This window comes from Leifsonia virtsii (assembly GCF_030433675.1).
GTDB classification, from domain to species: domain Bacteria; phylum Actinomycetota; class Actinomycetes; order Actinomycetales; family Microbacteriaceae; genus Leifsonia; species Leifsonia virtsii.
In genome coordinates this window covers 838,283-863,038 of record NZ_JAROCB010000001.1, presented here as the reverse complement: position 1 = coordinate 863,038, position 24,756 = coordinate 838,283, and the positions used below count along the sequence as shown (strand labels likewise).

Genomic DNA, 24,756 nt, shown 5'->3' with positions numbered 1-24,756 from the left:
ACGGCGTGTCGCGTCCCATGGATGCGGTTCGCTTGCCACCGCGCCGACCAGGCCGTTGAATGAGGTCATGGCCACCACTGCACGGATCGAGCGGATGACGTCGCTCCAGTTGAGAGTGCTCCTCATCGCGATCCTGTCGAGCTTCGTCGCGTTCCTCGACGGCGCCGTCATCAACGTGGCGCTGCCCGCGATCTCGCGCGACCTGGGCGGCGGCCTGCAGCTGCAGCAGTGGGTGGTCGACGCCTATCTCGTCACCCTCGGCTCCCTCATCCTGATCGCCGGCTCGCTGTCCGACGTGTTCGGCCGCAAGCGCGTGCTGTACGCGGGGCTGATCGGCTTCGGGATCACGTCGCTGCTGTGCGCCTTCGCGCCGAGCGGCCTGTTCCTCGTGCTGGCCCGCGCGCTGCAGGGCGTCGCCGGAGCGCTCCTCGTGCCGAGCTCGCTGGCGATCATCATCTCCCGGTTCGAGGGGGCGGCGCAGGCCAAGGCGATCGGGCGCTGGACCGCGTGGACCGGCATCGCGATGATCGCGGGGCCCGTGGTCGGCGGGCTCTTCGTCGACACGCTCGGCTGGCGCTGGGTGTTCGCGATCAACGTCCTCCCGATCGCCGTCACGCTCGTGCTCATGCTCACCCTCGGCGAGACCGACAAGGGGATGGGCGGCCGCGTCGACGTGCTGGGCGCGATCCTCGGCTCGGTGGGCCTCGCGGGCACGGTGTTCGCCCTGATCGAGCAGGGCACCTACGGGTGGGGCAGTCCGCGTGTCTACCTCCCGCTGATCGTCGGCCTGCTCTGCCTCGCCGCGTTCTTCTTCGCGGAGACGCGCGTGAAGCAGCCGATGCTCCCGCTCGGCCTGTTCAGCGTCCACAACTTCTGGGTGGGCAACATCTCGACCTTCTTCGTGTACGCGGCGCTGTCGTTCGGTCCGCTGATCGTCACGCTCTTCCTTCAGCAGGTGGCGGGGTTCTCCGCCATCGCGGCCGGTTTCGTGTTCATCCCGTCGACGCTGTGCATGCTGCTGCTCTCCGGCTTCTTCGGCGGCCTCGCCGGCCGTTACGGGCCCCGGCTCTTCATGGCGATCGGGCCGATGATCGCGGCCGTCGGCTTCCTGTGGCTGCTGATGATGGGCACCGACGTGAACTACTGGACGACGCTCCTGCCCGCGGTGCTGCTGTTCGGCGTGGGGCTGTCGATCACCGTGGCGCCGTTGACGAGCGCGATCCTCGGCGCCATCCACCCGGAGCAGGCGGGCATCGCCTCCGCGGTCAACAACGCGGTCTCCCGCATTGCGGGCCTGCTGGCCGTGGCGGCGGCCGGCATGATCATCGGAGGGACGCTGGATGTCGCGGGGCTGCACCGGGCCATGATCGCGGGAGCGGCCCTCCTGCTGGTGGGCGGCATCGTCTCGGCGATCGGCATCCGGAACAAGGCGCCCGTCGCGGAGAAGGTTCAGACGGTCACGGACTGACCCGCGAGGGCCAGCATGGCGACATCGACGATGGCGCACGTCATGATCAGCTGCATCAGCAGCCGGGTCGGCGTGCGCCGGAACAGCAGCACGACACCGGCGACGGCCGCGCCGAGGCCGATGACCAGCCCGGCGATCAGGAGCGGCCGCACCGGGAGGCCCGGGCCGAAGGTGATGAGCAGGGTCGCGGCGGCCAGGGCGGCGAAGGCCAGGAGACCGCTGACCTGCGCCCCCAGCCGGTGCGGCAGGCCGCTGATGCCGGTGCGGGCGTCGTCCTCCAGGTCCGGCAGCACGTTCGTGACGTGTGCGGCGACACCCAGCAGGGCGCCGGCGGCGTAGACCCACCACTGCGGGAACGCGGGCTGCTCCTGCCCGAGGGTCGCGATCGCCGGCAGGATGCCGAAGCTCACCGCGAACGGCACCCACGAGTACACGGTCGACTTGAGGCCGAGGTTGTACGCCCAGCCGCCGGCGATGGCGACGGTGTGCGCCGCGAGCGCGCCGAGCCCCAGGGGGAGGGTGAGCAGCAGGGCGGCGCCGAGCGCGACGAACGCGGCCGCGCGCACCACGGGGACGGGGACGTCGCCGCGCGCCGCCGGCTTGTCGGAGCGCGCGACCGCCCGGTCGCGGGCGGCGTCCAGCCAGTCGTTGCTCCACCCGATCGACAGTTGACCGAACAGGACGGCGAGCGCGAGGAGTAGGAGCCGCCCGGGCGGGTAGCCGAGGCCCAGTCCGAGCAGGGCGGCGATCACGGTGACGACCACGGTCGGACCGGGATGGCTGGCAAGCAGGAGGGAGAGCACCTTCTTCGCCATGCCCGCCATCGTATCCGCCCCTCCGTGCTGATCGAGATCGGCGTGGGACGCAAGAAGTTGCGTGGATCTGCAAGGAGTTGCGTAGGATGTGGGCCATGTCGAAACGTCTCGCCGAAGTGGCCCGCAAGGTCGGGGTCAGCGAAGCCACGGTCAGCCGCGTCCTGAACGACAAGCCGGGAGTGTCGGATGCGACCCGGCAGGCCGTGCTGACGGCGCTCGACGTGCTCGGCTACGAGCGGCCGTCGAAGCTGCGCGGGGAGCGGGCCCGGCTCGTCGGGCTCGTGCTGCCGGAGCTCCAGAACCCCATCTTCCCCGCGTTCGCCGAGATCATCGGGGGAGCGCTCGCCCAGAACGGCTACACGCCCGTCCTGTGCATGCAGACTGCGGGCGGCATCTCGGAGGCGGACTACGTCGAGCTGCTGCTGCAGCAGCAGGTCTCCGGCGTCGTCTTCGTCGGCGGCGCCTACGCGCAGCGGGATGCCGATCACGCCCACTACGGCCGCCTCGCCGACCTGCATCTGCCGACGGTGCTGGTCAACGCGCCCGTCGACGACCTCGCCTTCGCGACCGTCTCGTGCGACGACTCCGTCGCCACCGCGCAGGCGCTGACGCACCTGCGCTCGCTGGGGCACGAGCGGATCGGGCTGCTGCTCGGTCCACGCGACCATGTGCCGTCGTTGCGCAAGCTTGAGGCGGCCCGGCGGATCGTCGCGGGCTGGGGAGCAGAGTTCGACGAGTCGCTCGTGGTCCACTCGCTCTACTCGCTGGAGGCCGGTCAGGCGGCCGCCACCCGGCTGCTCGCCGCCGGGGTCACCGCGATCCTCTGCGCGAGCGACCCGATGGCGCTCGGGGCGATCCGGGCCGCGCGCCGCGCAGGGCTGTCGGTGCCGCGCGATGTCTCCATCGTCGGATACGACGACTCGGCGCTGATGAACTGCACGGAGCCGCCGCTGACGACGATCCGGCAGCCGATCGAGCCGATGGGGCGGACGGTGATCGAACTCCTGCTGCGCCAGATCTCCAGCGATTCGGCCCTGCACGACGAACTCTTCTTCGAGCCGGAACTGGTCGTGCGCGGGTCGACCGGACCGGCTCCGCACGCCGGCTGAGCCCGCAAGCGCACGCAAATGTGCGCAAACCAATTACGTTTTGTTGAGTTCTTGCGTCAATCTGTCGCCTTAGCTACATTTCGGTGAACGACGACGGCGCCGCGGTGTCCGTCGCGACGACAGACGACCGAAAGGCTCAGCGTGGACCTCACCGTGATGACCGGCGACAGCGCCGCCACCGCCGCCGACCCCGCGGTGGATGCGGCGGACGCGGAGCAGGCCGGGCTGCCGGCCGGACCGGTCGCGCCGCCGGAGGACCCGCACTGGTGGCGGAGCGCGGTGATCTACCAGATCTATCCACGCAGCTTCGCCGACGGGAACGGCGACGGCGTGGGCGACCTCGCCGGGGTTCGCGAGCGCCTGCCCTACCTCGCCGATCTCGGCGTCGACGCGCTGTGGTTCACGCCCTGGTACGAGAGCCCGCTGGCCGACGGCGGCTACGACGTCGCCGACTACCGCCGCATCCACCCGGCCTTCGGCGACCTGGCCGAGGCGGAGGCCCTCATCGCGGACGCGCTCGCGCTCGGGATCCGGACCATCGTCGACATCGTCCCGAACCACGTCTCCGACCGGCACCCGTGGTTCCAGGAGGCCCTCGCCGCCGGTCCTGGCTCGGCGGCGCGCGAGCGGTTCTGGTTCCGCCGCGGCCGCGGCGACGACGGCAGCGGGATGCCGACCGGCTGGCGCTCGAACTTCTCCGGCGACACCTGGACGCGCACGACGGACCCCGACGGCACGCCCGGGGAGTGGTACCTCCACCTCTTCAGTCCGCAGCAGCCCGACCTCAACTGGAACCACCCGGACGTGCGCCGCGAGCACGAGGACATCCTGCGGTTCTGGTTCGACCGCGGCGTGGCGGGCGTCCGCATCGACTCGGCGGCGCTGCTGGTCAAGGACCCGGCGCTGCCCGAGGTGCCGGAGCATCCCGGGCCGGGGGAGCACCCCAACCAGGACCGCGACGAGCTGCACGACATCTACCGCGGCTGGCGCGCCCTCGCCGACGGCTATCCGGGCACGCGCGTGCTGGTCGGCGAGCTGTGGCTGCCCGAGATCGACCGGTTCGCCCGGTACCTGCGGCCCGACGAGCTGCACACCGCGTTCAACTTCGACTTCCTCGCCTCGCCGTGGGACGCCCGCGAGCTGCGCGCCTCCATCGACGAGACCCTGGCCGCCCACGCGCCGGTGCACGCGCCCAGCACCTGGGTGCTGTCCAACCACGACGTGACGAGGGCGGTCACCCGCTACGGCCGTGAGGACAGCTCGTTCGCCTTCGCCACCAAGCGCAAGGGGACACCGACCGACCTCGCCCTCGGTCGCCGCCGGGCGCGTGCCGCGGCGCTGCTGACGGCCGCCCTCCCGGGGTCCCTGTACATCTACCAGGGCGACGAGCTCGGCCTGCCCGAGGTCGAGGACCTGCCGGACGAGCTGCGCGAGGACCCGATGCACGAGCGCTCCGGCGGCGTCGACCCCGGCCGCGACGGCTGCCGCGTGCCGCTGCCGTGGCGCGGGACCACCCCGCCGTTCGGCTTCAGCCCGGACCAGGCGACGGCTCCGCCCTGGCTCCCGCAGCCCGCCGACTGGGCGGCCCTCACGGTGCAGGCGCAGCAGAGCGACCCGTCGTCGATGCTCTGGCTGTACCGCCAGGCGCTGCGCATCCGCCGGGCGGAGCCGGCCCTCGGCGACGGTCCGCTGACGTGGCTCGACGCGCCGGACGGCGTGCTCGCGTTCTCGCGCGGCGCCGCGTTCGTCAGCGTCACCAATCTGTCCTCCGCCGCGGTGCCCCTGCCGCCGCACCAGGCGATCCTCCTCAGCAGCAGCCCGCTCGAGGGCGGCCTGCTGCCTCCCGACTCCACGGCGTGGCTGCGCACGCAGCACCCCGCGGGGCACCTCACCACCTGAATCGCACCATCCACGCATCACACTCGAAAGGTCCAGACAATGAAGTCACCACGAAGGATCGCCGCGGTCGCGGCGGTCACCCTCGCCGGCGTCGGCCTGCTCGCGGGCTGCTCGTCCGCCGGAGGAGACGCGAACGACGGCAAGGTCCACATCACCGTCGCGAGCCTCATCCCGGGCAGCGACAAGGCCGCGTTCAAGGCGTTCGACGACCGGGTGAAGGAGTTCGAGAAGGCCAACCCGGACATCGTCGTGAAGTCCGAGGAGTACCAGTGGACGGGTCCCACGTTCGCGACCCAGCTCGCGGGCGGCACCCTCCCGGACGTCTTCAACGTGCCGTTCACCGACTCCCAGTCGCTGCTCCAGGCCGGCCAGCTCGCCGACATCACCGCCGAGGTGAAGAAGCTGCCGTACGCGGACAAGTTCAACGAGAACGTGCTCGCGGTCGCCAAGTCGGGCGACAAGATCTACGGCATCCCGTACGGCCCGTACGCGATGGGGCTCTCGTACAACCGGGAGATCTTCCAGAAGGCGGGGCTCGACCCGGACAAGCCGCCGACGACCTGGGACGAGGTGCGCCAGGCGGCGAAGACCATCTCCGAGAAGGTGCCGGGCGTCGCGGGCTACATGCAGATGACGCAGGGCAACACCGGCGGCTGGGAGCTCACCACCACCGTGTACTCGCGCGGCGGCCGCATGGAGACCACCGAGGGCGGCAAGACCAAGGTCACGACGGACAACCCGGTGACCAAGGAGGCCCTGCAGTGGCTGCACGACCTCCGCTGGGAGGACAACTCCGTCGGCAGCAACTTCCTGCTCGACTGGAGCGGCATCAACCAGGCGTTCGGAGCCGGCCAGATCGCGATGTACCCGTCCGGCTCCGACGTGCTCACCTCGCTCGTGCAGCAGAACGCCGTCGACCCGAAGAACTACGGGCTGACGATGCTGCCGGTCGACACGTCCGACAAGCAGGCCGGGGTGCTGGGCGGCGGCAACGTCGCGGCGGTCAGCCCCAAGTCGTCGCAGGCCCAGAAGGAGGCCGCGGTGAAGTGGATCGACTTCTACTACATGCAGAAGCTGCTCAACAAGGATCAGGCCGTCGCCGACGCGAAGGTGCTGGTGAAGTCGGGTCAGCCGGTGGGCGTCCCCACCCTTCCCGTGTTCGACAAGGCCACCTACGACCAGAACATGGAGTGGATCAAGGGCGAGATCAACGTGCCGCAGGAGAACGTGTCCACGTTCACCGACAAGATCTTCGACGCCAACCTGATCCCGGAGCCGAACAAGCACACGCAGGAGCTGTACGGCGCGCTCGACTCGGTCGTCCAGGCCGTGCTGACGGACAAGAACGCGAACATCGACCAGCTGCTCGCCAAGGTCGACAGCGACATCCAGAAGCTCGTCGACGCGGACAAGTGACCGTGACCGCACCCGATCGAACGCTGACGCGCCCCCGCCGCACACCCCTCACCTGGGTGCGCGGCGGGGGGCTCAGCACCCTGCTTTTCCTGCTGCCCATGCTCGTCATCTTCGGGGTGTTCTCCTGGTGGCCGATCGTGCGCAGCGTCGTGATGAGCTTCCAGCACACCAACCTGGTGAGCGCGCCCACGTGGGTCGGCTGGGACAACTTCGTGCAGGTGGTGAACGACCCGCTGTTCTGGACGGCCGTCGGCAACACCGCCTGGTTCGCCCTCCTGGCGCTGCTGCTCGGCTACCCGATCCCGCTCGTCGCGGCCGTGCTGATGAGCGAGGTGAAGCGGGCGAGGGGTCTGTACAGCGCCCTCGCCTACCTGCCGGTCGTCGTGCCGCCGGTCGTCGCGGTGCTGCTGTGGAAGTTCTTCTACGACGCCCGGCCGGACGGCGTCTTCAACACGATCCTCGGCTGGGTCGGCATCCCGCCGCAGCCGTGGATCCAGTCGGCCGTGCAGGCGATGCCGTCGCTCGTCGTCGAGGCGACCTGGGCGGCGGCCGGCGGAACGATCATCATCTACCTGGCCGCGATCACCGGCGTCGCGCCCGAGCTGTACGACGCGGCCGAGGTGGACGGCGCGGGCATCTGGCAGAAGGTGTGGCACGTCACGCTGCCGCAGCTGCGCAGCGTGCTGCTCATCACCCTCATCCTGCAGATCATCGGCACGGCGCAGGTCTTCCTCGAGCCGTTCCTGTTCACGGGAGGCGGCCCGGTCGACTCGACGGTCACCATCCTGCTGCTGATCTACCGGTACGCGTTCCAGAACTCGCTCGGCGGCGACTACGGCGCCGCCACCGCGCTCAGCCTCATGCTGGCGGCGTTCCTCGCCGTGCTGTCGCTCGTGTACTTCCGCCTCACCAAGTCCTGGAGCCAGAATTGACCACCTCCACCGAGCTTCCCCGCGAAGCGGCCCCCGAGACCCAGGAGCTGCTCACCGCTGTCGCCGCGGAGGGCGGACGTCCGCCGCGGCCCGGCCGGCGGCGCAGGCGGCCGCGGAGGGACGAGGGGGAGCGCGGCATCCTGTCGCCCTCCGACCGCCGGAAGCCCGGTGTGCGCTGGAGCACCCGAGTCATCCACGGTGCGCTGCTGCTCGTGCTCGTCGTCGTGGGGCTCGGGCCGCTGCTGTGGCTCGCCAAGTCGGCGATCACGCCGACGGAGGACACCTTGCGCACACCGATGGCGCTGTTCCCGCACGGCGTGGACTGGGCCAACCTGTCCACCGCGTGGTCGACCGTCCACATCGACGTGCAGTTCGTGAACACGATCTGGGTCGCGGCCGGGTCGTGGGCCGCCCAGCTGATCGTCGCGACGACCGCCGGCTACGCGCTCAGCGTGCTGCGGCCCGCCTACGGTCGCGTGCTGTACGGACTCATCCTCACGACGCTCTTCGTGCCGTCGGTGGTGCTGCTCGTGCCCCTGTACCTCACCATCCTGAACCCGCCGCTGCTCGGGACCACCCTCATCAACACGTTCTGGGCGGTGTGGCTGCCGGCGGGGGCGAGCGCGTTCAACGTGGTGCTGGTGAAGCGGTTCTTCGACAACCTGCCGCGCGAGGTGTTCGAGGCGGCGCGGACGGACGGGGCAGGGCCGTTCCGGCTGTTCTGGTCGATCGTGCTGCCGATGTCGAAGCCGATCCTCGGGGTCGTGTCGGTGTTCGCCATCATCGCGGCGTGGAAGGACTACCTGTGGCCGCTGCTCGTGCTGCGCGACCCGGCCATCCAGCCGCTGTCGGTGCGGCTGCCCACGCTGCAGGCGGCGATCCAGCTCGACGTGTACCTGGCGGCGCTCGCGATCTCGACGCTCATCCCGATCGCGCTGTTCCTGGTGTTCCAGGGGCTGTTCCTGCGCAGCGCCGGGCTCGGAGGAGCCGTCAAGGGCTGACGTCTACGATCGGGGGATGCGCTCCCGTCCCTTCCGTCCGTTGCGCGCGCTCGCGCTGACCACGGCGGCCCTCGTGGCCCTCGCGGTGGCCGGCTGCACCGGTGGCGGCGCGGCGGCGCCACGGGCGGGCGTGAGCGGCACAGGCGCGTCCCCGTCTCCCTCGGCCACGCCGGCGCCGACCGCCGACCCCGCCGCGGCGTACGTGGACGCGCGGCTGCGCAACATGACCCTCCGCCAGAAGGTCGCGAGCCTGTTCATGCTGCACGCGCCCGGAACCGATCCGGCGGCCCTGCGCGGCTTCGTCGACCGGTACGGGCTCGGCGGCATCATCCTGATGGGCGACAACATCCCGGCGACGCCGGACGCCCTCGCGGCCGAGACGGCCGCCACCCGGGCGTCCGACCCGTCGCTGCCGCCGCTGGTCGGCATCGACGAGGAGGGCGGCGACGTCACCCGGCTGCCGTGGGACAGCGGTCCCGGTGCGGTGCAGCTGCGGTCGCAGCCTCCGGAGGCCACGAAGCAGGCGTTCGCGCAGCGCGCGCAGCTGCTGAAGCAGGTGGGCATCACGGTGAACTTCGGGACGGTCGCCGACGTCACCGCCGACCCGTCGTCGTTCATCTCCGACCGGGTGCTCGGCACCGACCCGGCGTCGGCCGCCGAGCGGGTCGCCGCCTCCGTCGCCGGGCAGAAGGGCGTCGTCCTCAGCACGCTCAAGCACTTCCCGGGCCACGGCGAGACCGACGCCGACTCGCACCTGACCGTGCCCACTGCGGCGATCGACCTCGGCCGGTTCGGCGCGCAGGACGAGCCGTCGTTCCGCGCGGGCGTCGACGCGGGCGCCGACCTGGTCATGTTCGGGCACCTCGTCTACAGCGGGGTGGATGCGCAGCCGGCGTCGCTGTCGGCGGCCTGGCACCGCATCCTGACCGACCGGCTGGGCTTCCGCGGCGTCTCGATCACCGACGACCTGCGGATGCTGCAGGACACCGGCCTGCCGCAGTACCAGGACCCGGGCGCCAACGCGGTCGCCGCGGTGGCCGCGGGCAACACGATGGTGCTCATGGTGCAGGGCGCCGGAGTGGACCCGGGCGCGATGATCGACGCCGTCACCGCGGCGGTGGCCGACGGCCGCATCCCGGCCGCCCAGGTCGACGCTCAGGCCAGGAAGCTGCTCACGCTGCGGCACTCGCTCGCGCCGAAAGAGTGACGCGTCAACTTTTTTCGGATTTGCGGAATAGACCGGGATTCGATGCGCTTGCATGTATTCGACGCGCGGGTGGACCGGCCACACCGCGGGCACATTCTTTGAAGGAGACAAGCGTGACCATCGAGATCCCCGGCTACAAAGCAGGCACCTGGACCATCGACCCCACCCACAGCGAGGTCGGTTTCAGCATCCGCCACCTGATGATCAGCAAGGTGAAGGGTGTGTTCGAGAACTTCGACGCCACCTTCGTCACCGCCGAGAACCCGCTGGAGTCGAAGGTCACCGCCAAGGCCGACGTCGCGTCCATCAACACCAAGGACAAGAACCGCGACGCCCACCTCCGCACCGGCGACTTCTTCCTCGCCGAGGAGCACCCGACCATCGACTTCGTCTCGACCGGTGTGCGCCACGAGGACGGCGAGTTCCTCGTCGACGGCGACCTGACGATCAAGGGCGTCACCAAGCCGGTGACCTTCGAGTTCGACTTCGGCGGCTTCGGCCAGGACCCGTACGGCAACTACAAGGCCGGCGCGACCGCGAAGACCAAGATCAACCGCGAGGACTTCGGCCTCACCTACAACGCCGCGCTCGAGACCGGCGGCATGCTCCTCGGCGACGAGGTCACCATCACGCTCGAGCTGCAGGCGGTCCTCAACCAGGCCTGACCCGCGCCAGCGTGGGAGGGGGTCCCGGCCACTCGGCCGGGACCCCCTCTTCTGCGTCTGCCCCGGTCAGTGGCCGATGAGGGGGCCGAGGACGCGGGAGACGACGGAGGGGCGGCGGGTGACCGTCTCCTCCAGGTCGGCCGACTCCATCGCGACCAATCCCGCGTTCGCGCCGGCGAAGCGCAGCGGCTCCGGCTCCCAGCGCGGGGAGCGGTGGCCGACCCACGGCAGCGTCGTGAGGTCCGTGCGCGTCTCCGTGATCAGGTCGGCGAGGGTGCGGCCGGCGAGGTTCGTGGTGCTCAGCCCGTCGCCGACGTAGCCGCCCGCCCAGGCCTCTCTGGCCTGCCGGTCGACGCCGACGCTCGCGTGCCAGTCGCGCGGCACCCCGAGCGGGCCGCCCCAGTGGTGCGTGATCCGCGCGCCCGCCGCATCCGGGAACAGGTCGAACAGCGTGTGGATGAGGTGCTGCCGCACGCGCGGCGATCGGTCGTACGACGAGTGGATGGCGCTCCCCAGGTGGTATCGCGCCCCGCGCCCGCCGAACGCGAACCGGTTGTCGGCGGTCCGCTGCCCGTACACGATCAGGTTGCGGAAGTCGGTGAACGTCTGCCCGTGCTCGAGGCCGATGCGGTTCCAGGTCGCGTCCGGCAGCGGCTCGGTCGCGATCATCAGCGAGTAGAGCGGCAGGATGCGGCGGCCGACCTGCGGCAACTGCGAGCCGTACCCTTCCGTCGCGTTGACGACGATGCCCGCCCGCACCAGCCGGTCGGAGCCGCGCGACCGTACGCGGACCGTGCCGTCGCGCCAGGAGAGCACCTCGGTGCCCTCCGCGATCGTGGCGCCGCGCCGCTCCACCACGCGGGCGAGGCCGCGCACGAGCTTCGCCGGGTGGATGCGCGCGCACGCGGGCGTGAACGTCGCCGCCACTGCGTCCGGCGCGCCGAAGCGCTCCCGCACGGTCTCGGTGCCCCACAGGGCGACCTCGTCGACGCCGTAACGCTCCGACTCCTCGTACTCGGCGCGCGCGGCGTCGAGCTGCGGCCGTGTGCGGGCGAAGGTGACGGTGCCGCCGCGGGCGTAGTCGATCTCGATGCCCTCCGCCTCGGCGACCCGGCCGACCTCGTCCACCGTGCCGACCATGGCGCGGCGCATCGCGACCGCGGCGTCGAAGCCGTACCGCTTCTCCAGCTTGGACGCCGACCAGGGGAAGAGCGCGGAGCACCAGCCGCCGTTGCGTCCGGAGGCGCCGAAGCCGGCGACCTCCTTCTCCAGCAGCACGATCTTCAGCGACGGGTCGCGCTCCTGGAGGTAGTACGCCGTCCAGAGCCCGGTCAGCCCGGCGCCGACGATCGCGACGTCGGCCTGCGTGTCGGCATCGAGCCCGGGGCGCGGGCGGAAGCCGTCCTCCTGCTCCGCGATCGAGTCGAACCAGAAGCCGACCTGACGGTAATCCATGGTGCTCCTCTACAGAACAATGGGACGCAACACGCCGCGTTCGTTCGGGTCGTGCGGCGTGTTGCGTCCCATGGATCGGGGGCCTACAGGTGGTTGGAGGCCTCGGTCAGCACCGACTCCAGGATCTGCCGGATCTCGACGAACTCGTCGGGGCCGATCGTGAGCGGCGGCGCGAGCTGGACGACGGGGTCGCCACGGTCGTCGGCGCGGCAGTAGAGGCCCGCGTCGAAGAGGGCCTTCGACAGGAAGCCGCGCAGCAGGCGCTCGGCCTCGTCGTCGTCGAAGGTCTCCTTGGTGTTCTTGTCCTTCACCAGCTCGATGCCGAAGAAGTAGCCGGCGCCGCGGACGTCGCCGACGATCGGCAGGTCGAGCAGCTTCTCGAGCTCCGCGCGGAACAGCGGCGAGTTCTCGCGGACGCGCTCGTTGAGCTTCTCCTCCTCGAAGATGTCGAGGTTCTCCAGCGCCACGGCGGCCGAGACCGGGTGACCTCCGAAGGTGTAGCCGTGGTAGAACGACGTGTTGCCGTGCTTGAACGGCTCGTAGATCCGGTCGCTGATGATCGTCGCGCCGATGGGGGAGTAGCCGCTCGTCATGCCCTTCGCGCAGGTGATCATGTCGGGCACGTAGCCGTACTCGTCGCAGGCGAACATGTGGCCGATGCGGCCGAAGGCGCAGATGACCTCGTCGCTGACCATGAGCACGTCGTACTTGTCGCAGATCTCGCGCACGCGCTGGAAGTAGCCGGGAGGCGGCGGGAAGCAGCCGCCCGAGTTCTGCACCGGCTCGAGGAAGATCGCCGCGACGGTGTCCGGACCCTCGAACTGGATCATCTCCTCGATGCGGTTCGCCGCCCAGACGCCGAAGGCCTCGACGTCGTCGGTCGGGGCGCCCATCTCGCCCGCGCGGTAGAAGTTGGTGTTCGGGACGCGGAACCCGCCGGGGGTCAGCGGCTCGAACATCTCCTTCATGGCCGGGATGCCGGTGATCGCCAGCGCGCCCTGCGGGGTGCCGTGGTAGGCGACGGCCCGGGAGAGCACCTTGTGCTTGGTCGGCTTGCCCTGCAGCTTCCAGTAGTACTTGGCCAGCTTGAAGGCGGTCTCGACCGCCTCGCCGCCGCCGGTGGAGAAGAAGACGCGGTTGAGGTCGCCCGGCGCGTAGGACGCCAGCCGGTCGGCGAGCTCGATCGCGTTCGGGTGCGCGTAGGACCAGATCGGGAAGAAGGCGAGCTGCTCGGCCTGCTTCGCGGCGGTCTCGGCGAGACGCTTGCGGCCGTGGCCGGCGTTCACGACGAACAGCCCGGAGAGGCCGTCGATGTACTGCTTGCCGTGGTCGTCCCAGATGTGGTGGCCCTGGCCCCGCGTGATGATGGGGACGCCGTGGCCGTCCTCCATCACCGACTGGCGTGCGAAGTGCATCCAGAGGTGGTCGCGCGCCTTGGCCTGCAAGCCGGCCTCATCGGGCGTGATGGGCTCGCCGAACGTTTCAACGGTTGTCGTCATGGTTATCGCGTTCCCCAGTTGTAGAACTGTTTGTGGAGTTTCAGATACACGAACGTCTCGGTGGAGAGCACGCCCTCCAGCGTCCGGATCTCGGAGTTGAGCATCGTGATGAGGTCGAGGTCGTTCTCGCACACCACCTCGGCGAGGATGTCGAAGGTGCCCGCGGTCAGCACCACGTAGTCCACCGCGGGCATCGCCGCCAGCTTGTCCGCCACCGCACGCGTATCGCCCGTGCAGCGCACGCCGATCATCGCCTGCCGGTAGAAGCCGAGCTGCATGGGGTCGGTCACGGCCACGATCTGCATCACACCCGACTCGGTCAGCTTCTGCACGCGCTGGCGCACAGCGGCCTCGCTGAGACCGACGGCCTTGCCGATCTCCGCATAGGACTTGCGCCCGTCCACCTGCAGTTGCTCGATGATCGCCTTGGAGACGTCATCGATCGCCGCAGCCTTCTGGCCGTTCGTCGCCCGAGGGGTACTCATGGAGCGATTCTGTCAGTGGATGAGGCACCCCGCAAGCGATTCCGCACGATTTTGCCCATTTCGATGACGAAATCAGTAGGCTGCCGCCATGAACTCAGCGGAACTTCAGAACTTCGTCGATGGTGAGCACGTCGCCCCGCGCGGCGAGGGCGGCATCCCGCTCGTGGATCCGGCCACCGAGGACGTGTACGCGACGGCGCCCGTCTCGACCGCGGAGGACGTGGCCGACGCCTACCGCGCCGCCGAGCGCGCCTTCGAGACCTGGGGGCAGACGACCCCGGCCGAGCGACAGCTCGCCCTGTTCCGGATCGCCGACGCGATGGAGGCGCGCGCCGACGAGTTCGCCGACCTGGAGTCGCAGGACACCGGGAAGCCGCGGGCGACCCTCGTGGAGGACGAGATCCTGCTGTCGGTGGACCAGATCCGCTTCTTCGCCGGCGCCGCCCGCAACCTCGAGGGCCGCTCGGCGGGCGAGTACATGCCCGACCACACCTCGTTCATCCGGCGCGAGCCGATCGGCGTCGTCGGACAGGTGACGCCGTGGAACTACCCGCTGAACATGGCGGTGTGGAAGTTCGCTCCGGCGATCGCGGCCGGCAACACGACGGTGCTCAAGCCGTCGGACACCACCCCGCTCTCCACCCTGCTGCTGGCCGAGGTGGCGGCCGAGTTCCTGCCCGCCGGGGTGCTCAACGTCGTGCTGGGCGACCGGACGACGGGCGCCGCGATGACCGCCGACCCCATCCCGCAGCTCATCTCGATCACGGGATCGGTGCGGGCCGGCATGGAGGTGGCGCGCGCCGCCTCGTTCGACCTCAAGCGCGTGCACCTGGAGCTCGGCGGCAAGGCGCCGGTCATCGTGTTCGACGACGCCGACATCGAGAAGGCCGTAGCCGGCATCGTCGCGGCCGGGTACTTCAACGCCGGTCAGGACTGCACGGCAGCCACCCGCCTGCTCGTGCAGGACGGCATCCACGACGAGTTCGTCGCCGCGCTCGCGCAGTACGCGCGCGAGAACGCACGCACCGGCGGGCCGCGCGAGGACGGCATCCTGTATGGGCCGCTCAACAACGCGAACCAGCTGGCGCAGGTCGCCGGGTTCGTCGACCGGCTGCCCGACCACGCGACGGTGGAGACGGGTGGCCGCAGGCAGGGCGACCGCGGCTACTTCTGGGAGGCGACCATCGTCGCGGGCCTCCGGCAGGACGACGAGGCGGTGCAGAACGAGATCTTCGGCCCGGTGCAGACCGTGCAGCGGTTCTCCACCGAGGCGGAGGCGCTCGCCAATGCGAACGGCGTGAAGTACGGCCTGGCGTCGTCCGTCTGGACGCGAGACCACGGCCGGGCCATGCGCTTCGCCAAGGGGCTCGACTTCGGCTGCGTGTGGATCAACACGCACATCCCGATCGTCGCCGAGATGCCGCACGGCGGCTTCAAGCACTCCGGCTACGGCAAGGATCTGTCGCAGTACGGGTTCGATGACTACACCCGGATCAAGCACGTCATGTCGTACATCGGGGAGTGACGACACGCCGGGCCGAATCAATCATCCTGTCCTATAGGTATCCGGCCCGGGTCTCCGCTACGCTGCCTGCACACACACCGTGGTGTGCAGTCCGAGCGGAAGGCAGTCGATGTCTGCAGAACCCTCGTCCGCGCACCTCGAGGACGGCGAGCACCTCGCCGTCCTGGGGTACGAGGACTCCTTCAACCGGTCCATGTCCCTGTGGGCGAACTTCGCCCTCGGGTTCACCTACCTGTCGCCGCTGGTCGGCGTGTACTCGCTGTTCGCCGTCGCCATGGCGACCGGCGGACCGCCGTCGATCTGGTGGATCGTCATCGTCGGCGCCGGGCAGCTGCTGGTCTCGCTGGTGTTCGGCGAGGTGGTGTCGCAGTACCCCATCCACGGCGGCATCTACCCGTGGGCTCGGCGGCTGTGGGGCAGGCGGTACGCGTGGATGGCGGCGTGGATCTACATCTGGGCCATGATCGTCACCATCACCGCCGTCGCCTCCTACGGCAGCGGCTTCCTGGCGAGCCTGTTCGGGCTGGAGGCGACCAAGGAGGTGACGCTGCTGCTCACCGTCGTGCTGCTCGTCGTCGCCCTCGCGCTCAACTTCACCGGGACCAAGACCCTCGCGACCGTCGCCCGCATCGGCCTCGCGGCCGAGCTGATCGGCGTCATCGCCGTGGGGCTGTACCTGCTGTTCTTCCAGCGCAAGCACCCGTTCTCGGTGTTCTTCGACACCATGGGAGTGCAGGGGGACGGGTCGTACGTGGCGGCGTTCCTCGGCGCGGCGCTGGCGGGCCTGTTCCTTTTCTACGGGTTCGAGGCGTGCGGGGATGTGGCCGAGGAGGTCGCGAACCCGGCCCGGCGCATCCCGAAGGCCATGATGATGACGATCCTCGTCGGCGGGGTGTCGGCGCTGTTCGCCTTCGGGGGCTACGTGCTCGCGGCGCCCGACCTGGAGAAGATCGTCTCGGGCAAGGATGTGGACCCGATCCCGGAGATCCTGCAGTCGTCGCTCGGCACGGTCGGCGCGAAGATCTTCCTCGTCGTCGCCGTCACGGCGTTCCTGTCGTGCGTGCTCAGCCTGCAGGCGGCGGCCAGCCGGCTGCTGTTCTCCTTCGCCCGCGACGGGATGATCCCCGCGCACCGCTGGCTGGCGAAGGTGTCGCCGCGCACGAAGGTGCCGGTCAACGCGCTGATCGTGGCGTGCAGCATCCCCGTCATCATCACGCTCATCGTCTATGTCGGACCGGACGGGCTGATCACGCAGGTGACCGCGTTCGCGGTGCTCGGGATCTACGTCGCGTTCCAGTCGGTCGTGCTCGCGTCGCTGCGGCAGCGGCTGAAGGGCTGGCGTCCGGCCGGACCGTTCAGCCTGGGGCGGGCCGGACTCGTCGTCAACATCGTGGCGCTGGCGTACGGGGTCTTCGCGATGATCCTGCTCGCCTGGCCGACGAACACCGGAAGCTGGTTCAACGACTGGATCGTGCTGATCGGTCTCGGCATCGTCGCGGGCGCCGGGCTGCTGTACCTCGTCCTGGCACGCCCCGACCGGCATTCCGACGCGCCCGAGGGCGACGCGATCCGCGTCGCGGAGCTCCTCCGTGCCCGCCGGGCCGCCCCCGCCGCCGACACCACCCCCGTCTGACCCCCACCGCCTCCGCCCCTCCGCCCACCATCGAGTCCGCGAATACTGCACACTTTCGGCCCAGAATCGTGCACTTTCTGCGGACTCGATGGTGCGCGGTATGACTCACGACTCGCGGCGCGGGATCCGCAGCGGGTTGCCGTCGCGCAGCTCGGGCGGAAGGACCTCCTGCGGGGCGTCCTGGTAGGCGATGGGGGTGAGCCAGCGGCGGATCGCGGTCGCACCGACGGAGGTGTGGATGCTCGCGGTCGTCGACGGCCAGCCGCCGCCGTGATGCTGCGCCCAGCCGATGGCGACCCCGGTCGGCCAGCCGTCGAAGAGCAGCCGCCCGGCGAGCGGGGCCAGCGCGGCGGCGAGGGCGGTCACGTCCTCGCCCGGGCCGCGGTGGACGGTGGCGGTGAGCGACGGCTCCAGCGCGTCCAGGAGGCGGCCGAGCTCGTCGTCGGCGTACGTCACCACGACCGTCACCGGGCCGAAGCACTCCTCCCGGAACGCCGACGGGTCGGAGAGGAACACCGCCGCCGGCACGAACACCACCGTCGGGGCGGATTCGCCCGAGGCGGCCTCCGCACGGACGACGTCGACCCCGGCGTGAGCGGCGAACGCCTCCACCCCCGACGCGAACGCCCCGGCCATGCCGTCGGTCAGCTGCCGGGCCGCCGGAGCCGAGCCGAGGGCGTCGCGGACCGCCGCCTCCACACCGCCGCCCTCCGGCACGAACACCAGCCCGGGCTTCGTGCAGTACTGACCGGCGTCGCGCGTGAACGACCCGACGAGGCCGGCACCGATGGCCGCGGCGCGGTCGGCCGCCGCGGCGCGCGTCACCACGACCGGGTTGATGCTGCCGAGCTCCCCGTAGAACGGGATCGGGTCGGGACGCGACACCGCGATGTCGAACAGCGCACGACCGCCGCGCACGGAGCCGGTGAACCCGGCCGCCCGCACCAGCGGGTGGCGCACCAGTTCGACGCCGGCCTCCATCCCCTCGACCAGGGTCAGCCAGCCGGCGGGCAGCACCCCGGCCGCGAGCGCGGCGGTGCGGCGCGACAGCTCCGGATGCCCGGGATGCGCCTTGACGATGACGGGACAGCCGGCGGCGAGCGCGGAGGCGGTGTCGTTGCCGAGCACAGAGAACGCGAACGGGAAGTTCGACGCCGTGTACACCGCGACCGGCCCGAGGGGCCGGAGGATGCGCCGCAGGTCGGGCCGCGGCGGCACGAGCGACGGGTCGGGGGATTCGACCACCGCCTCCAGATACGAGCCCTCCCGGACGACACCGGCGAAGAAGCGCAGCTGTGCGGCCGTGCGCGTCACCTCGCCGTCGAGCCGCGCCTCCGACAGGTGGGTCTCCTCGTGCGCGAGCGCGACCAGCTCGGCGCGGTCGGCCTCGAGGGCTGCGGCCAGCCGCTCCAGCCACCCCGCGCGCTCCTCCCGCGTCGAAGGGGACAGCGCCGCCGCGGCTGCGGCGCCGACGGCCTCCTCGACCCCGGTCACGCGAACGCCGCCAGACCGGTGAGCGCGCGGCCGAGCACGAGGGTGTGGATCTCGTCCGTCCCCTCGTAGGTGCGCACCGACTCCAGGTTGGCCATGTGCCGCATCACCGGGAACGCGCTCGTGATGCCGTCGCCGCCCAGGATGGTGCGCGCCTCCCGCGCGATCGCCAGCGCCTCCCGCACGCTGTTCAGCTTGCCGACGCTGATCTGGGTCGGAGTCAGCCGGCCGGCCTCCTTCAGCCGGCCCAGGTGCAGCGCAAGCAGCATCCCCTTCTCGTACTCGACGAGCATGTTCGCCAGCTTCTCCTGGATCAGCTGCGTCGCCCCGATCGGGCGGCCGAACACCTCCCGCGTCGTCGCCCGGGCGATCGACACCTCCAGGCAGTCACGGGCCGCACCCATCGCCCCCCACACGATCCCGTACCGGGCCTCGTTCAGGCACGAGAACGGACCGGACAGGCCGCGAGCGCCCGGCAGCATCGCAGAGCCCGGGACGCGCACCTCCTCCAGCACCACATCGCACTGCACCGAAGCGCGCATCGACAGCTTCCCGTCGATCGCCGTCGCGGCGAAGCCGGGCGTCGCCGTCGGGACCACGAAACCCCGCACACCGTCGTCGGTCGCCGCCCACACCACGGCGACGTCCGCGAGAGCCGCGAGCCCGATCCAGCGCTTGGTCCCGGTGATCACCCAGTCGTCGCCGTCACGCCGGGCCCGCGTGCGCATGGCGGCGGGATCGCTCCCGCCGTCCGGCTCGGTGAGCGCGAAACAGCCGATGCGCTCGCCGCGGGCCATGGGAGGCAGCCACTCGGCCTTCTGCTCGTCGGAGCCGAACGTCGAGATCGCGCTCATCGCCAGCGAGCCCTGCACCGAGACGAAGGTGCGCCAGCCGCTGTCGGCCGCCTCCAGCTCGTGGCAGACCAGGCCGTAGCTGACGGCTCCCGCCCCGGCGCAGCCCTCGTCCTTCAGGTGCATGCCCAGCACGCCGAGCGCGCCGAGCTCCGCGACCAGTTCCCGGCGGAAGTGCTTGTCCTCGAAGTCCTGCTCGATCACCGGCCGGATGCGCTCTGCCGCGAACGCGCGGGCCCGGTCGCGCCAGCCGCGCTCCTCGTCGGTGAGCAGGTGGTCGATGCTGAACGCCTCGTCGAGCGTCGTCGTCACGGTCGGGTCCTTTCGTGCGGGATAACGGGATGGTCGTGGTCGGTGTCGGTCGGCCGGGCGCCCTCGTCGGCCCAGCGCGCCTTGTCCGCGCCCAGGAGCGGCGGGGGCGTGCGGTGCGCAGCGGGGGCGGCGTCGATCCGGATGGGGGTCGCCGGCTGCCGGGAGCGTCGTCCTGTCGCCACGTCGACGGTCTCGACGGCGGGGGAGAGGCCGAGCGACTCGGCGAAGGCGAAGGCCTCCGCGACGTCGTTGACGAGCCCGGCCGGCACGCGCGCGGCCGTGAACGCCTCCACCCACTCGGACGCGGGCCGGGCGGCGAGCAGCGGTTCGAGCACCGAGCGCAGGGCCGCGCGATCGCCGACGCGCGCCTCGTTCGTGGCGAACCGCGGGTCGGCCGCCAGTTCCGGCCGCCCGAGGGCGGCGGCGAACGCGGAGAACTGCCGGTCGGTGCCGACGGCGACGACGAGCTCGCGGTCGGCCGCGGCGAACAGCTCGTAGGGCGCGATGCTCGGGTGGGCGTTGCCCAGCCTGCCCGGGGCTCGGCCGGTCGCGAGTGTGCTGGACGCCTGGTTGGTGAGGGCGGCGAGGAGCGAGCCGAGGAGGTCGACATCCACACGGGAGCCCTCGCCGGTCTCATCCCGGCGCCGCAGGGCGAGCAGGATGCCGGAGAATGCGTTGAGCCCGGTGAGCACGTCGACCAGGGCGACGCCGACCTTGCTCGGCTCGCCCCCAGGCGTGCCGGTGATGCTCATCAGGCCGCCGACCGCCTGCACCAGCAGGTCGTAGCCGGGCAGGGCCGCGCCCGCATCGCGGCCGAAGCCGGTGATCGAGCAGTAGACCAGTCCCGGGTTGCCGGCGCGCAGCGTGGCCTCGTCCAGGCCGAAGCGCTCCATGACCCCTGGGCGGAAGTTCTCCACCACCACGTCGGCCGTCGCTGCCAGGCGCCGCGCGGCCGTGAGACCTTCCGGCGTGGTCAGGTCGCAGGCCACCGAGCGCTTGTTGCGGTTGACCGCCGCGAAATAGGTGGACTCACCCGCGTCGTCCACCGGCGGCCGCCAGGCGCGCGTGTCGTCGCCGGTCGGGCTCTCGATCTTGACCACGTCGGCGCCGAAGTCGGCGAGCATCATCGTGGCGTAGGGGCCGGCGAGCACGCGGGAGAAGTCGGCGACGCGGAGGCCGCTCAGGATGCCGCTCCCGCGCGGGTCGGGGACGCCTTCGGCCATGCTCGCTCCTTCGCTCGACAATTCATCCTATACCGGATGATTCGATCGGGATATCGTGGACCGGTGACCATCCCGCTTCGCCCCGACGCCCGGCCGGCCCGTGCGGCGCCGGGCGCGCGCGACGCCGTCTTCGCGCAGCTGGCCGACGCCGGCCGCGCCGAGCAGGTGGCCCGCCGCCTCGCCGACGCGATCGTGCTCGGAGTGCTCGCGGCGGGGGAGCGCCTGCCGAGCGAGGCGGAGCTGGCGCGCCGCTTCGGCGTCGCGCTGGTGACCGCGCGCGAGGGCCTCGGGATGCTGCGCGAGGCGGGACTCGTCGAGACCCGCCGCGGCCGCGAGGGCGGCAGCTTCGTGGTGCATCCCGGAGACGCCGACGACGCGCTGCTGACCGCGCGGCTGCGCGGGCTGTCGCAGGTCGAGCTCGGCGACCTGGCCGTCTACGTGACCGCGATCGCCGCGGGCTGCGCCGACCGCGCGGCCGAGCGCTCCACCCCGGCCGACGACGACCGGCTGCGCGTCTGGGTCGCCGCCGCCGACTTCTCGGACGCCGCCGCGGCACGGCGCAACGCCGGAGGCTTCCTGCTCGAGCTGGCCGTGCTCAGCCAGTCCACCCGGCTCGTGCGCGAGCAGCTGCGGCTGCAGGCCGAATCCGGTCCGCTGCTGTGGCTCGGGATGCGCGACGCGGCGCTGCGGCGACGGGCCGCGGAGGCCGCGGACGCGATCGCGGCCGCGGTGGCCGCCCGGGACGGCGCCGCGGCGCGTGCGGGCGTCTCCGCCCTGCTCTCCGACGTCGCCGAGTGGCTGCTCGCGGCGAAGGCCCGGATCGAGACCGGAGGGACGATCGATGGCTAGCACGGTGCTGGAGGCGGGCGTCGCGGAGGCGGCCGGGCGCGTGTCCGAGCTGTTCTCGCTGCTGCACGGGACACTCGGCGCCTGGCGCGACGCCATCCTCGACGACCTCGACGCCGTCTCCTCGCCCGCGGTGCTCGACGAGCGCGTGGCGAGCCTGGTACTCCCGCCGCTGCGCGAGACCGACCCGCTGCTCATCGGCGCGGGGTTCATCGCCGCGCCGGAGTTCACCGGTGGCGACGACCTCCACTTCTCCTGGTGGCTCGGCCCGCTGGAGGACAACCCGGTGTTCGGGGCGACTGCGGCCCCGTCCCGGCTCGACCTGGCCTCCCGGTCGTACTCCGGTTATCTGCGCGACCTCGGGTCGCTGGAGTGGTACAGCATCCCGCGCAGCACCCACCGCACGCACATCACCGGGCCGTACATCGACCACCTCTGCGCCTGCGACTACATCGTCACCGTGACCTCGCCGGTCGAGAGCGACGGGAGGATGCTCGGGGTCGTCGGCGTCGATGTCTACGTGAAGCGGCTGGAGCGCGAGCTGCTGCCGTCGCTCCTCTCGACCGGACGTCGCCTCGCCCTGGTCAACGAGGCGGGCCGTGTCATGGTCTCGACCGACCCCGCCGTCCGCGTCGGGACCGTCGTGGCGATCCCCGCCGCGTCCATCCCATGCCCCGGCACCCCCTTCCACCTCGTCCCCACCTCAGCGGCAGTCGGGAGGGGGAGAGCGGGATAGGATCGCGGGAGGCGGAACGACGGGAGGAGCCGACGATGGCTGGCGGCTTCGTCCGGTATGCGCCGACGGCAGGGCCCTCGCGCTGGCTGCTGATCGCCGGACGACGTTTCGTCGCCGCGGTCGAGAGCACGGTGGCCGACGAGATCGTCGACGCGGTGTACTGGCTGGCCGACTCCGATCTCGCGACCATCGAGTCCGTGGTCGGCGCGTTCCCGCTGGCCGGCCCCGACAGCGTCCGGTCGTTCGCGGTCGCGGAGATCGCGGACCCCAACGCGGCCGGCGAGGTCACGGTCACCGCAGTGGTGCGCGGGTCGGCCGCGATCGACGTCTTCTCCGTCGGCGGCGCCCGCCGCTTCTCGGCTCAGGGCGTGCAGCCGTGGGTGCTCGCCGAGTTCCGGAACGTCACCGGTCTCGTCCTGCAGGGCGACGACGCGCCGACCGGCCCGGTCGCCCGCCTCGCGATCGGGTCGCTGCCGCTGCGCATCGGCGTGGCCGACGGCGAACTGCTCACCTGGACGCTGACCCCGATCGAGCGCGCCGAGCGCTCCGCCCAGCCGGCGGTGGCCCCGGCGGTGGCGCCCGGACCGGCGGCGGAGGAGACCATCATCCGCGAGCGCAACTCCAGCTCGCGGCTGTTCGGCGGCGGAGCCTCCGAACCCGACGGCTCGGAGTTCGACGGCCGCGAGCAGGTGCCGCCGGCGGTGCGTCCGGCCGCCCACGAACTCCCCGGCGCGGTCGACATCGAGGAGCCGACGGTCGTGCCGCCGCCCCCGGCCGTCCCGGCGCCGGCGAACGCCGCGGCCCCGGCAGTCCCCGCCGCGGCCCCGATCGCGCCGCCGACCTGGCACGACACGCCGAGCGCCGCCCCCGCCCCGCTCACCACCGGTCAGCAGGACGCCTTCCCGCCGACCGAGCCGGTCGTCCTTCCGCCGGCTCCCGCCACCTTCGCCGTCCGGCTCCCGTCGGGGGACACGCGACTGCTCGACACGCCCCTGCTCGTCGGCCGGAGGCCCGTGCCGCAGCGCGTCTCCGACGGCGTGGAGCCGCGGCTCGTCACCGTCGTCTCGCCCACGCAGGAGGTGTCGTCCACGCACGTCCGCATCGAGCAGTCGGGGGACGCCGTCGTCGTCACGGACCTCCGCTCCACCAACGGAACGCTGGTGACCGGACCGGCGGGCGCCCGCCGGCTGCGGCCGGGGGAGTCGGTCGTGGTGCTCGCGGGCGCGAGGGTCGAGATCGGCGACGGTAATATCATCGAGATCACCTCCCGCCGAGACGAAGGACGCGAGTGACCCAGATCGGTCGCAGCAGCAGACGCCACACCGTGGCCGTGCCAGGCGATCCCGACGCGCGCATCAGCCTGTCCTGGGCGGCACTCAGCGACACCGGATACCGGCGCAGCGTGAATGAGGACAGCCTCCTGGCCCGCTCGCCGATCTTCGCCGTCGCCGACGGGATGGGGGGCCACACCGCGGGAGACTTCGCCAGCACCGCGGTGGTGACCCGGCTGGCCGAGAAGGTGAAGGCCGACTTCGTCGGCGAGCTCGCGCTCACCGAAGCGCTCCGCGCGGCGGTCGACGACATGGGCCGCGGCGTCGGCCACACCGACCTCGGCACCGGCACCACCGTCACCGGCATCGCACTGACACTCGTCGACGGGTCCCCGTACTGGCTGGTGTTCAACATCGGGGACTCGCGCGTGTACAGCTACCGCGATGGCACGCTGGAGCAGCTGACCGTCGACCACTCGATCGTGCAGGAGCTGCTCGACGCCGGGGCCATCACACCGGCGGAGGCCGAGGTTCACCCGCACAGCAACGTGATCACGCGGGCCGTCGGCTTCAACGAGGACCCGGTCCCGGACTACTTCCTCATCCCGATCGTGGCCGGCTCCCGCCTGCTGGTCTGCTCCGACGGGCTCACGAAGGAGCTCACCGAGCACGGCATCCGCTACTTCCTCGGCGAGGGCACATCGCCGCTCGACGCCGCGCAGCAGCTGATGGATGCGGCCCTCGGCAACGGCGGCCGCGACAACGTCACGGTCGTGGTGGTCGACGTGCTGGCCACGCCCGAGTCGGGTGCGCACCGCGACGACGGCTCCCGCAGGGCGGCCCGCCGGCACTGAAATGCCCCCCGACTTGGGGGTAATCGGGTTGCCCCCAGAGAGGGTCCGGCCCGGCTGTCCTCC

General features: G+C 71.4%; 21 protein-coding genes. 14 read left to right on the top strand and 7 right to left on the bottom strand.

Going from position 1 to position 24,756, the window contains the following annotated elements; all coding sequences use genetic code 11:
• Window positions 1–67 precede the first annotated feature (67 nt).
• Window positions 68–1,468: an MFS transporter gene (locus P5G59_RS04155; protein WP_301216279.1), complete on the top strand. Its 1,401-nt coding sequence runs from the start codon at window positions 68–70 to the stop codon at window positions 1,466–1,468.
• On the opposite strand, the gene P5G59_RS04150 is transcribed toward P5G59_RS04155, so the two are convergent.
• Complete coding sequence (locus tag P5G59_RS04150) at window positions 1,450–2,283, bottom strand: UbiA family prenyltransferase (protein WP_301216277.1); 834 nt, start codon at window positions 2,281–2,283, stop codon at window positions 1,450–1,452. The genes P5G59_RS04155 and P5G59_RS04150 overlap by 19 nt on opposite strands.
• 95 nt (window positions 2,284–2,378) lie before the next feature.
• On the opposite strand from P5G59_RS04150, the gene P5G59_RS04145 reads away from it, so the two are divergent.
• The 7 genes from P5G59_RS04145 to P5G59_RS04115 all read left to right on the top strand — a co-directional run bounded on the left by P5G59_RS04145 (window position 2,379) and on the right by P5G59_RS04115 (window position 10,512).
• Window positions 2,379–3,392 (top strand): LacI family DNA-binding transcriptional regulator, encoded by a 1,014-nt coding sequence (locus P5G59_RS04145; RefSeq protein WP_301216275.1) that lies wholly within the window; start codon window positions 2,379–2,381, stop codon window positions 3,390–3,392.
• A 156-nt stretch (window positions 3,393–3,548) separates the two neighbouring features.
• Window positions 3,549–5,291: a glycoside hydrolase family 13 protein gene (locus tag P5G59_RS04140; RefSeq protein WP_301217005.1), complete on the top strand. Its 1,743-nt coding sequence runs from the start codon at window positions 3,549–3,551 to the stop codon at window positions 5,289–5,291.
• A gap of 39 nt (window positions 5,292–5,330) precedes the next feature.
• Window positions 5,331–6,707, top strand: a complete 1,377-nt coding sequence (locus P5G59_RS04135) for an ABC transporter substrate-binding protein (protein WP_301216273.1) — start codon at window positions 5,331–5,333, stop codon at window positions 6,705–6,707.
• A gap of 2 nt (window positions 6,708–6,709) precedes the next feature.
• Complete coding sequence (locus P5G59_RS04130) at window positions 6,710–7,639, top strand: carbohydrate ABC transporter permease (protein ID WP_301216271.1); 930 nt, start codon at window positions 6,710–6,712, stop codon at window positions 7,637–7,639.
• Window positions 7,636–8,640 (top strand): carbohydrate ABC transporter permease, encoded by a 1,005-nt coding sequence (locus tag P5G59_RS04125; protein ID WP_301216269.1) that lies wholly within the window; start codon window positions 7,636–7,638, stop codon window positions 8,638–8,640. The genes P5G59_RS04130 and P5G59_RS04125 overlap by 4 nt, the downstream gene beginning before the upstream one ends.
• Window positions 8,641–8,656: 16 nt before the next feature.
• Complete coding sequence (locus P5G59_RS04120) at window positions 8,657–9,847, top strand: glycoside hydrolase family 3 N-terminal domain-containing protein (RefSeq protein ID WP_301216267.1); 1,191 nt, start codon at window positions 8,657–8,659, stop codon at window positions 9,845–9,847.
• 113 nt (window positions 9,848–9,960) lie between these two features.
• Entirely contained in the window at window positions 9,961–10,512 is a 552-nt protein-coding gene (locus tag P5G59_RS04115; RefSeq protein ID WP_301216265.1) for a YceI family protein, read from the top strand.
• A 66-nt stretch (window positions 10,513–10,578) separates the two neighbouring features.
• Here P5G59_RS04115 and P5G59_RS04110 read toward each other — a convergent pair whose 3' ends face one another.
• The 3 genes from P5G59_RS04110 to P5G59_RS04100 all read right to left on the bottom strand — a co-directional run bounded on the left by P5G59_RS04110 (window position 10,579) and on the right by P5G59_RS04100 (window position 13,951).
• On the bottom strand, window positions 10,579–11,967 hold the full coding sequence (locus P5G59_RS04110) for an NAD(P)/FAD-dependent oxidoreductase (protein ID WP_301216264.1): 1,389 nt from the start codon (window positions 11,965–11,967) through the stop codon (window positions 10,579–10,581).
• A gap of 83 nt (window positions 11,968–12,050) precedes the next feature.
• A complete protein-coding gene (locus P5G59_RS04105; protein ID WP_301216262.1) occupies window positions 12,051–13,466 on the bottom strand; it encodes an aspartate aminotransferase family protein in 1,416 nt (471 codons plus the stop codon).
• A gap of 2 nt (window positions 13,467–13,468) precedes the next feature.
• The gene (locus P5G59_RS04100) at window positions 13,469–13,951 is read right to left on the bottom strand and encodes an Lrp/AsnC family transcriptional regulator (RefSeq protein WP_301216260.1); all 483 of its coding nucleotides are present in this window, start codon (window positions 13,949–13,951) and stop codon (window positions 13,469–13,471) included.
• An 88-nt stretch (window positions 13,952–14,039) separates the two neighbouring features.
• Between P5G59_RS04100 and P5G59_RS04095 the strand changes: the two genes are divergently transcribed.
• Together P5G59_RS04095 and P5G59_RS04090 are read left to right on the top strand one after the other, a co-directional pair.
• Window positions 14,040–15,476, top strand: a complete 1,437-nt coding sequence (locus P5G59_RS04095) for a gamma-aminobutyraldehyde dehydrogenase (protein WP_301216258.1) — start codon at window positions 14,040–14,042, stop codon at window positions 15,474–15,476.
• A gap of 109 nt (window positions 15,477–15,585) precedes the next feature.
• Window positions 15,586–17,109 carry an APC family permease gene (locus P5G59_RS04090; protein WP_301216256.1) on the top strand — a complete coding sequence of 508 codons (1,524 nt, stop codon included), beginning with the start codon at window positions 15,586–15,588 and terminating at the stop codon, window positions 17,107–17,109.
• A gap of 105 nt (window positions 17,110–17,214) precedes the next feature.
• On the opposite strand, the gene P5G59_RS04085 is transcribed toward P5G59_RS04090, so the two are convergent.
• The 3 genes from P5G59_RS04085 to P5G59_RS04075 are packed head-to-tail and all read right to left on the bottom strand — an operon-like array spanning window position 17,215 to window position 20,986.
• Window positions 17,215–18,603 carry an aldehyde dehydrogenase family protein gene (locus P5G59_RS04085; RefSeq protein ID WP_301216254.1) on the bottom strand — a complete coding sequence of 463 codons (1,389 nt, stop codon included), beginning with the start codon at window positions 18,601–18,603 and terminating at the stop codon, window positions 17,215–17,217.
• Complete coding sequence (locus P5G59_RS04080; protein ID WP_301216252.1) at window positions 18,600–19,763, bottom strand: acyl-CoA dehydrogenase family protein; 1,164 nt, start codon at window positions 19,761–19,763, stop codon at window positions 18,600–18,602. Before P5G59_RS04080 ends, P5G59_RS04085 begins: the two co-directional genes overlap by 4 nt.
• On the bottom strand, window positions 19,760–20,986 hold the full coding sequence (locus tag P5G59_RS04075; protein ID WP_301216250.1) for a CaiB/BaiF CoA transferase family protein: 1,227 nt from the start codon (window positions 20,984–20,986) through the stop codon (window positions 19,760–19,762). Before P5G59_RS04075 ends, P5G59_RS04080 begins: the two co-directional genes overlap by 4 nt.
• A gap of 63 nt (window positions 20,987–21,049) precedes the next feature.
• Between P5G59_RS04075 and P5G59_RS04070 the strand changes: the two genes are divergently transcribed.
• From P5G59_RS04070 to P5G59_RS04055, 4 genes are read left to right on the top strand one after another with little or no spacing between them, the layout of a single operon-like run.
• A complete protein-coding gene (locus P5G59_RS04070; RefSeq protein ID WP_301216248.1) occupies window positions 21,050–21,835 on the top strand; it encodes a FadR/GntR family transcriptional regulator in 786 nt (261 codons plus the stop codon).
• Window positions 21,828–22,568 (top strand): cache domain-containing protein, encoded by a 741-nt coding sequence (locus P5G59_RS04065; protein WP_301216246.1) that lies wholly within the window; start codon window positions 21,828–21,830, stop codon window positions 22,566–22,568. The genes P5G59_RS04070 and P5G59_RS04065 overlap by 8 nt, the downstream gene beginning before the upstream one ends.
• 35 nt (window positions 22,569–22,603) lie before the next feature.
• Window positions 22,604–23,860 (top strand): FHA domain-containing protein, encoded by a 1,257-nt coding sequence (locus P5G59_RS04060; RefSeq protein WP_301216244.1) that lies wholly within the window; start codon window positions 22,604–22,606, stop codon window positions 23,858–23,860.
• The gene (locus tag P5G59_RS04055) at window positions 23,857–24,693 is read left to right on the top strand and encodes a PP2C family protein-serine/threonine phosphatase (protein WP_301216242.1); all 837 of its coding nucleotides are present in this window, start codon (window positions 23,857–23,859) and stop codon (window positions 24,691–24,693) included. The genes P5G59_RS04060 and P5G59_RS04055 overlap by 4 nt, the downstream gene beginning before the upstream one ends.
• The last annotated feature ends 63 nt before the right edge of the window (window positions 24,694–24,756 follow it).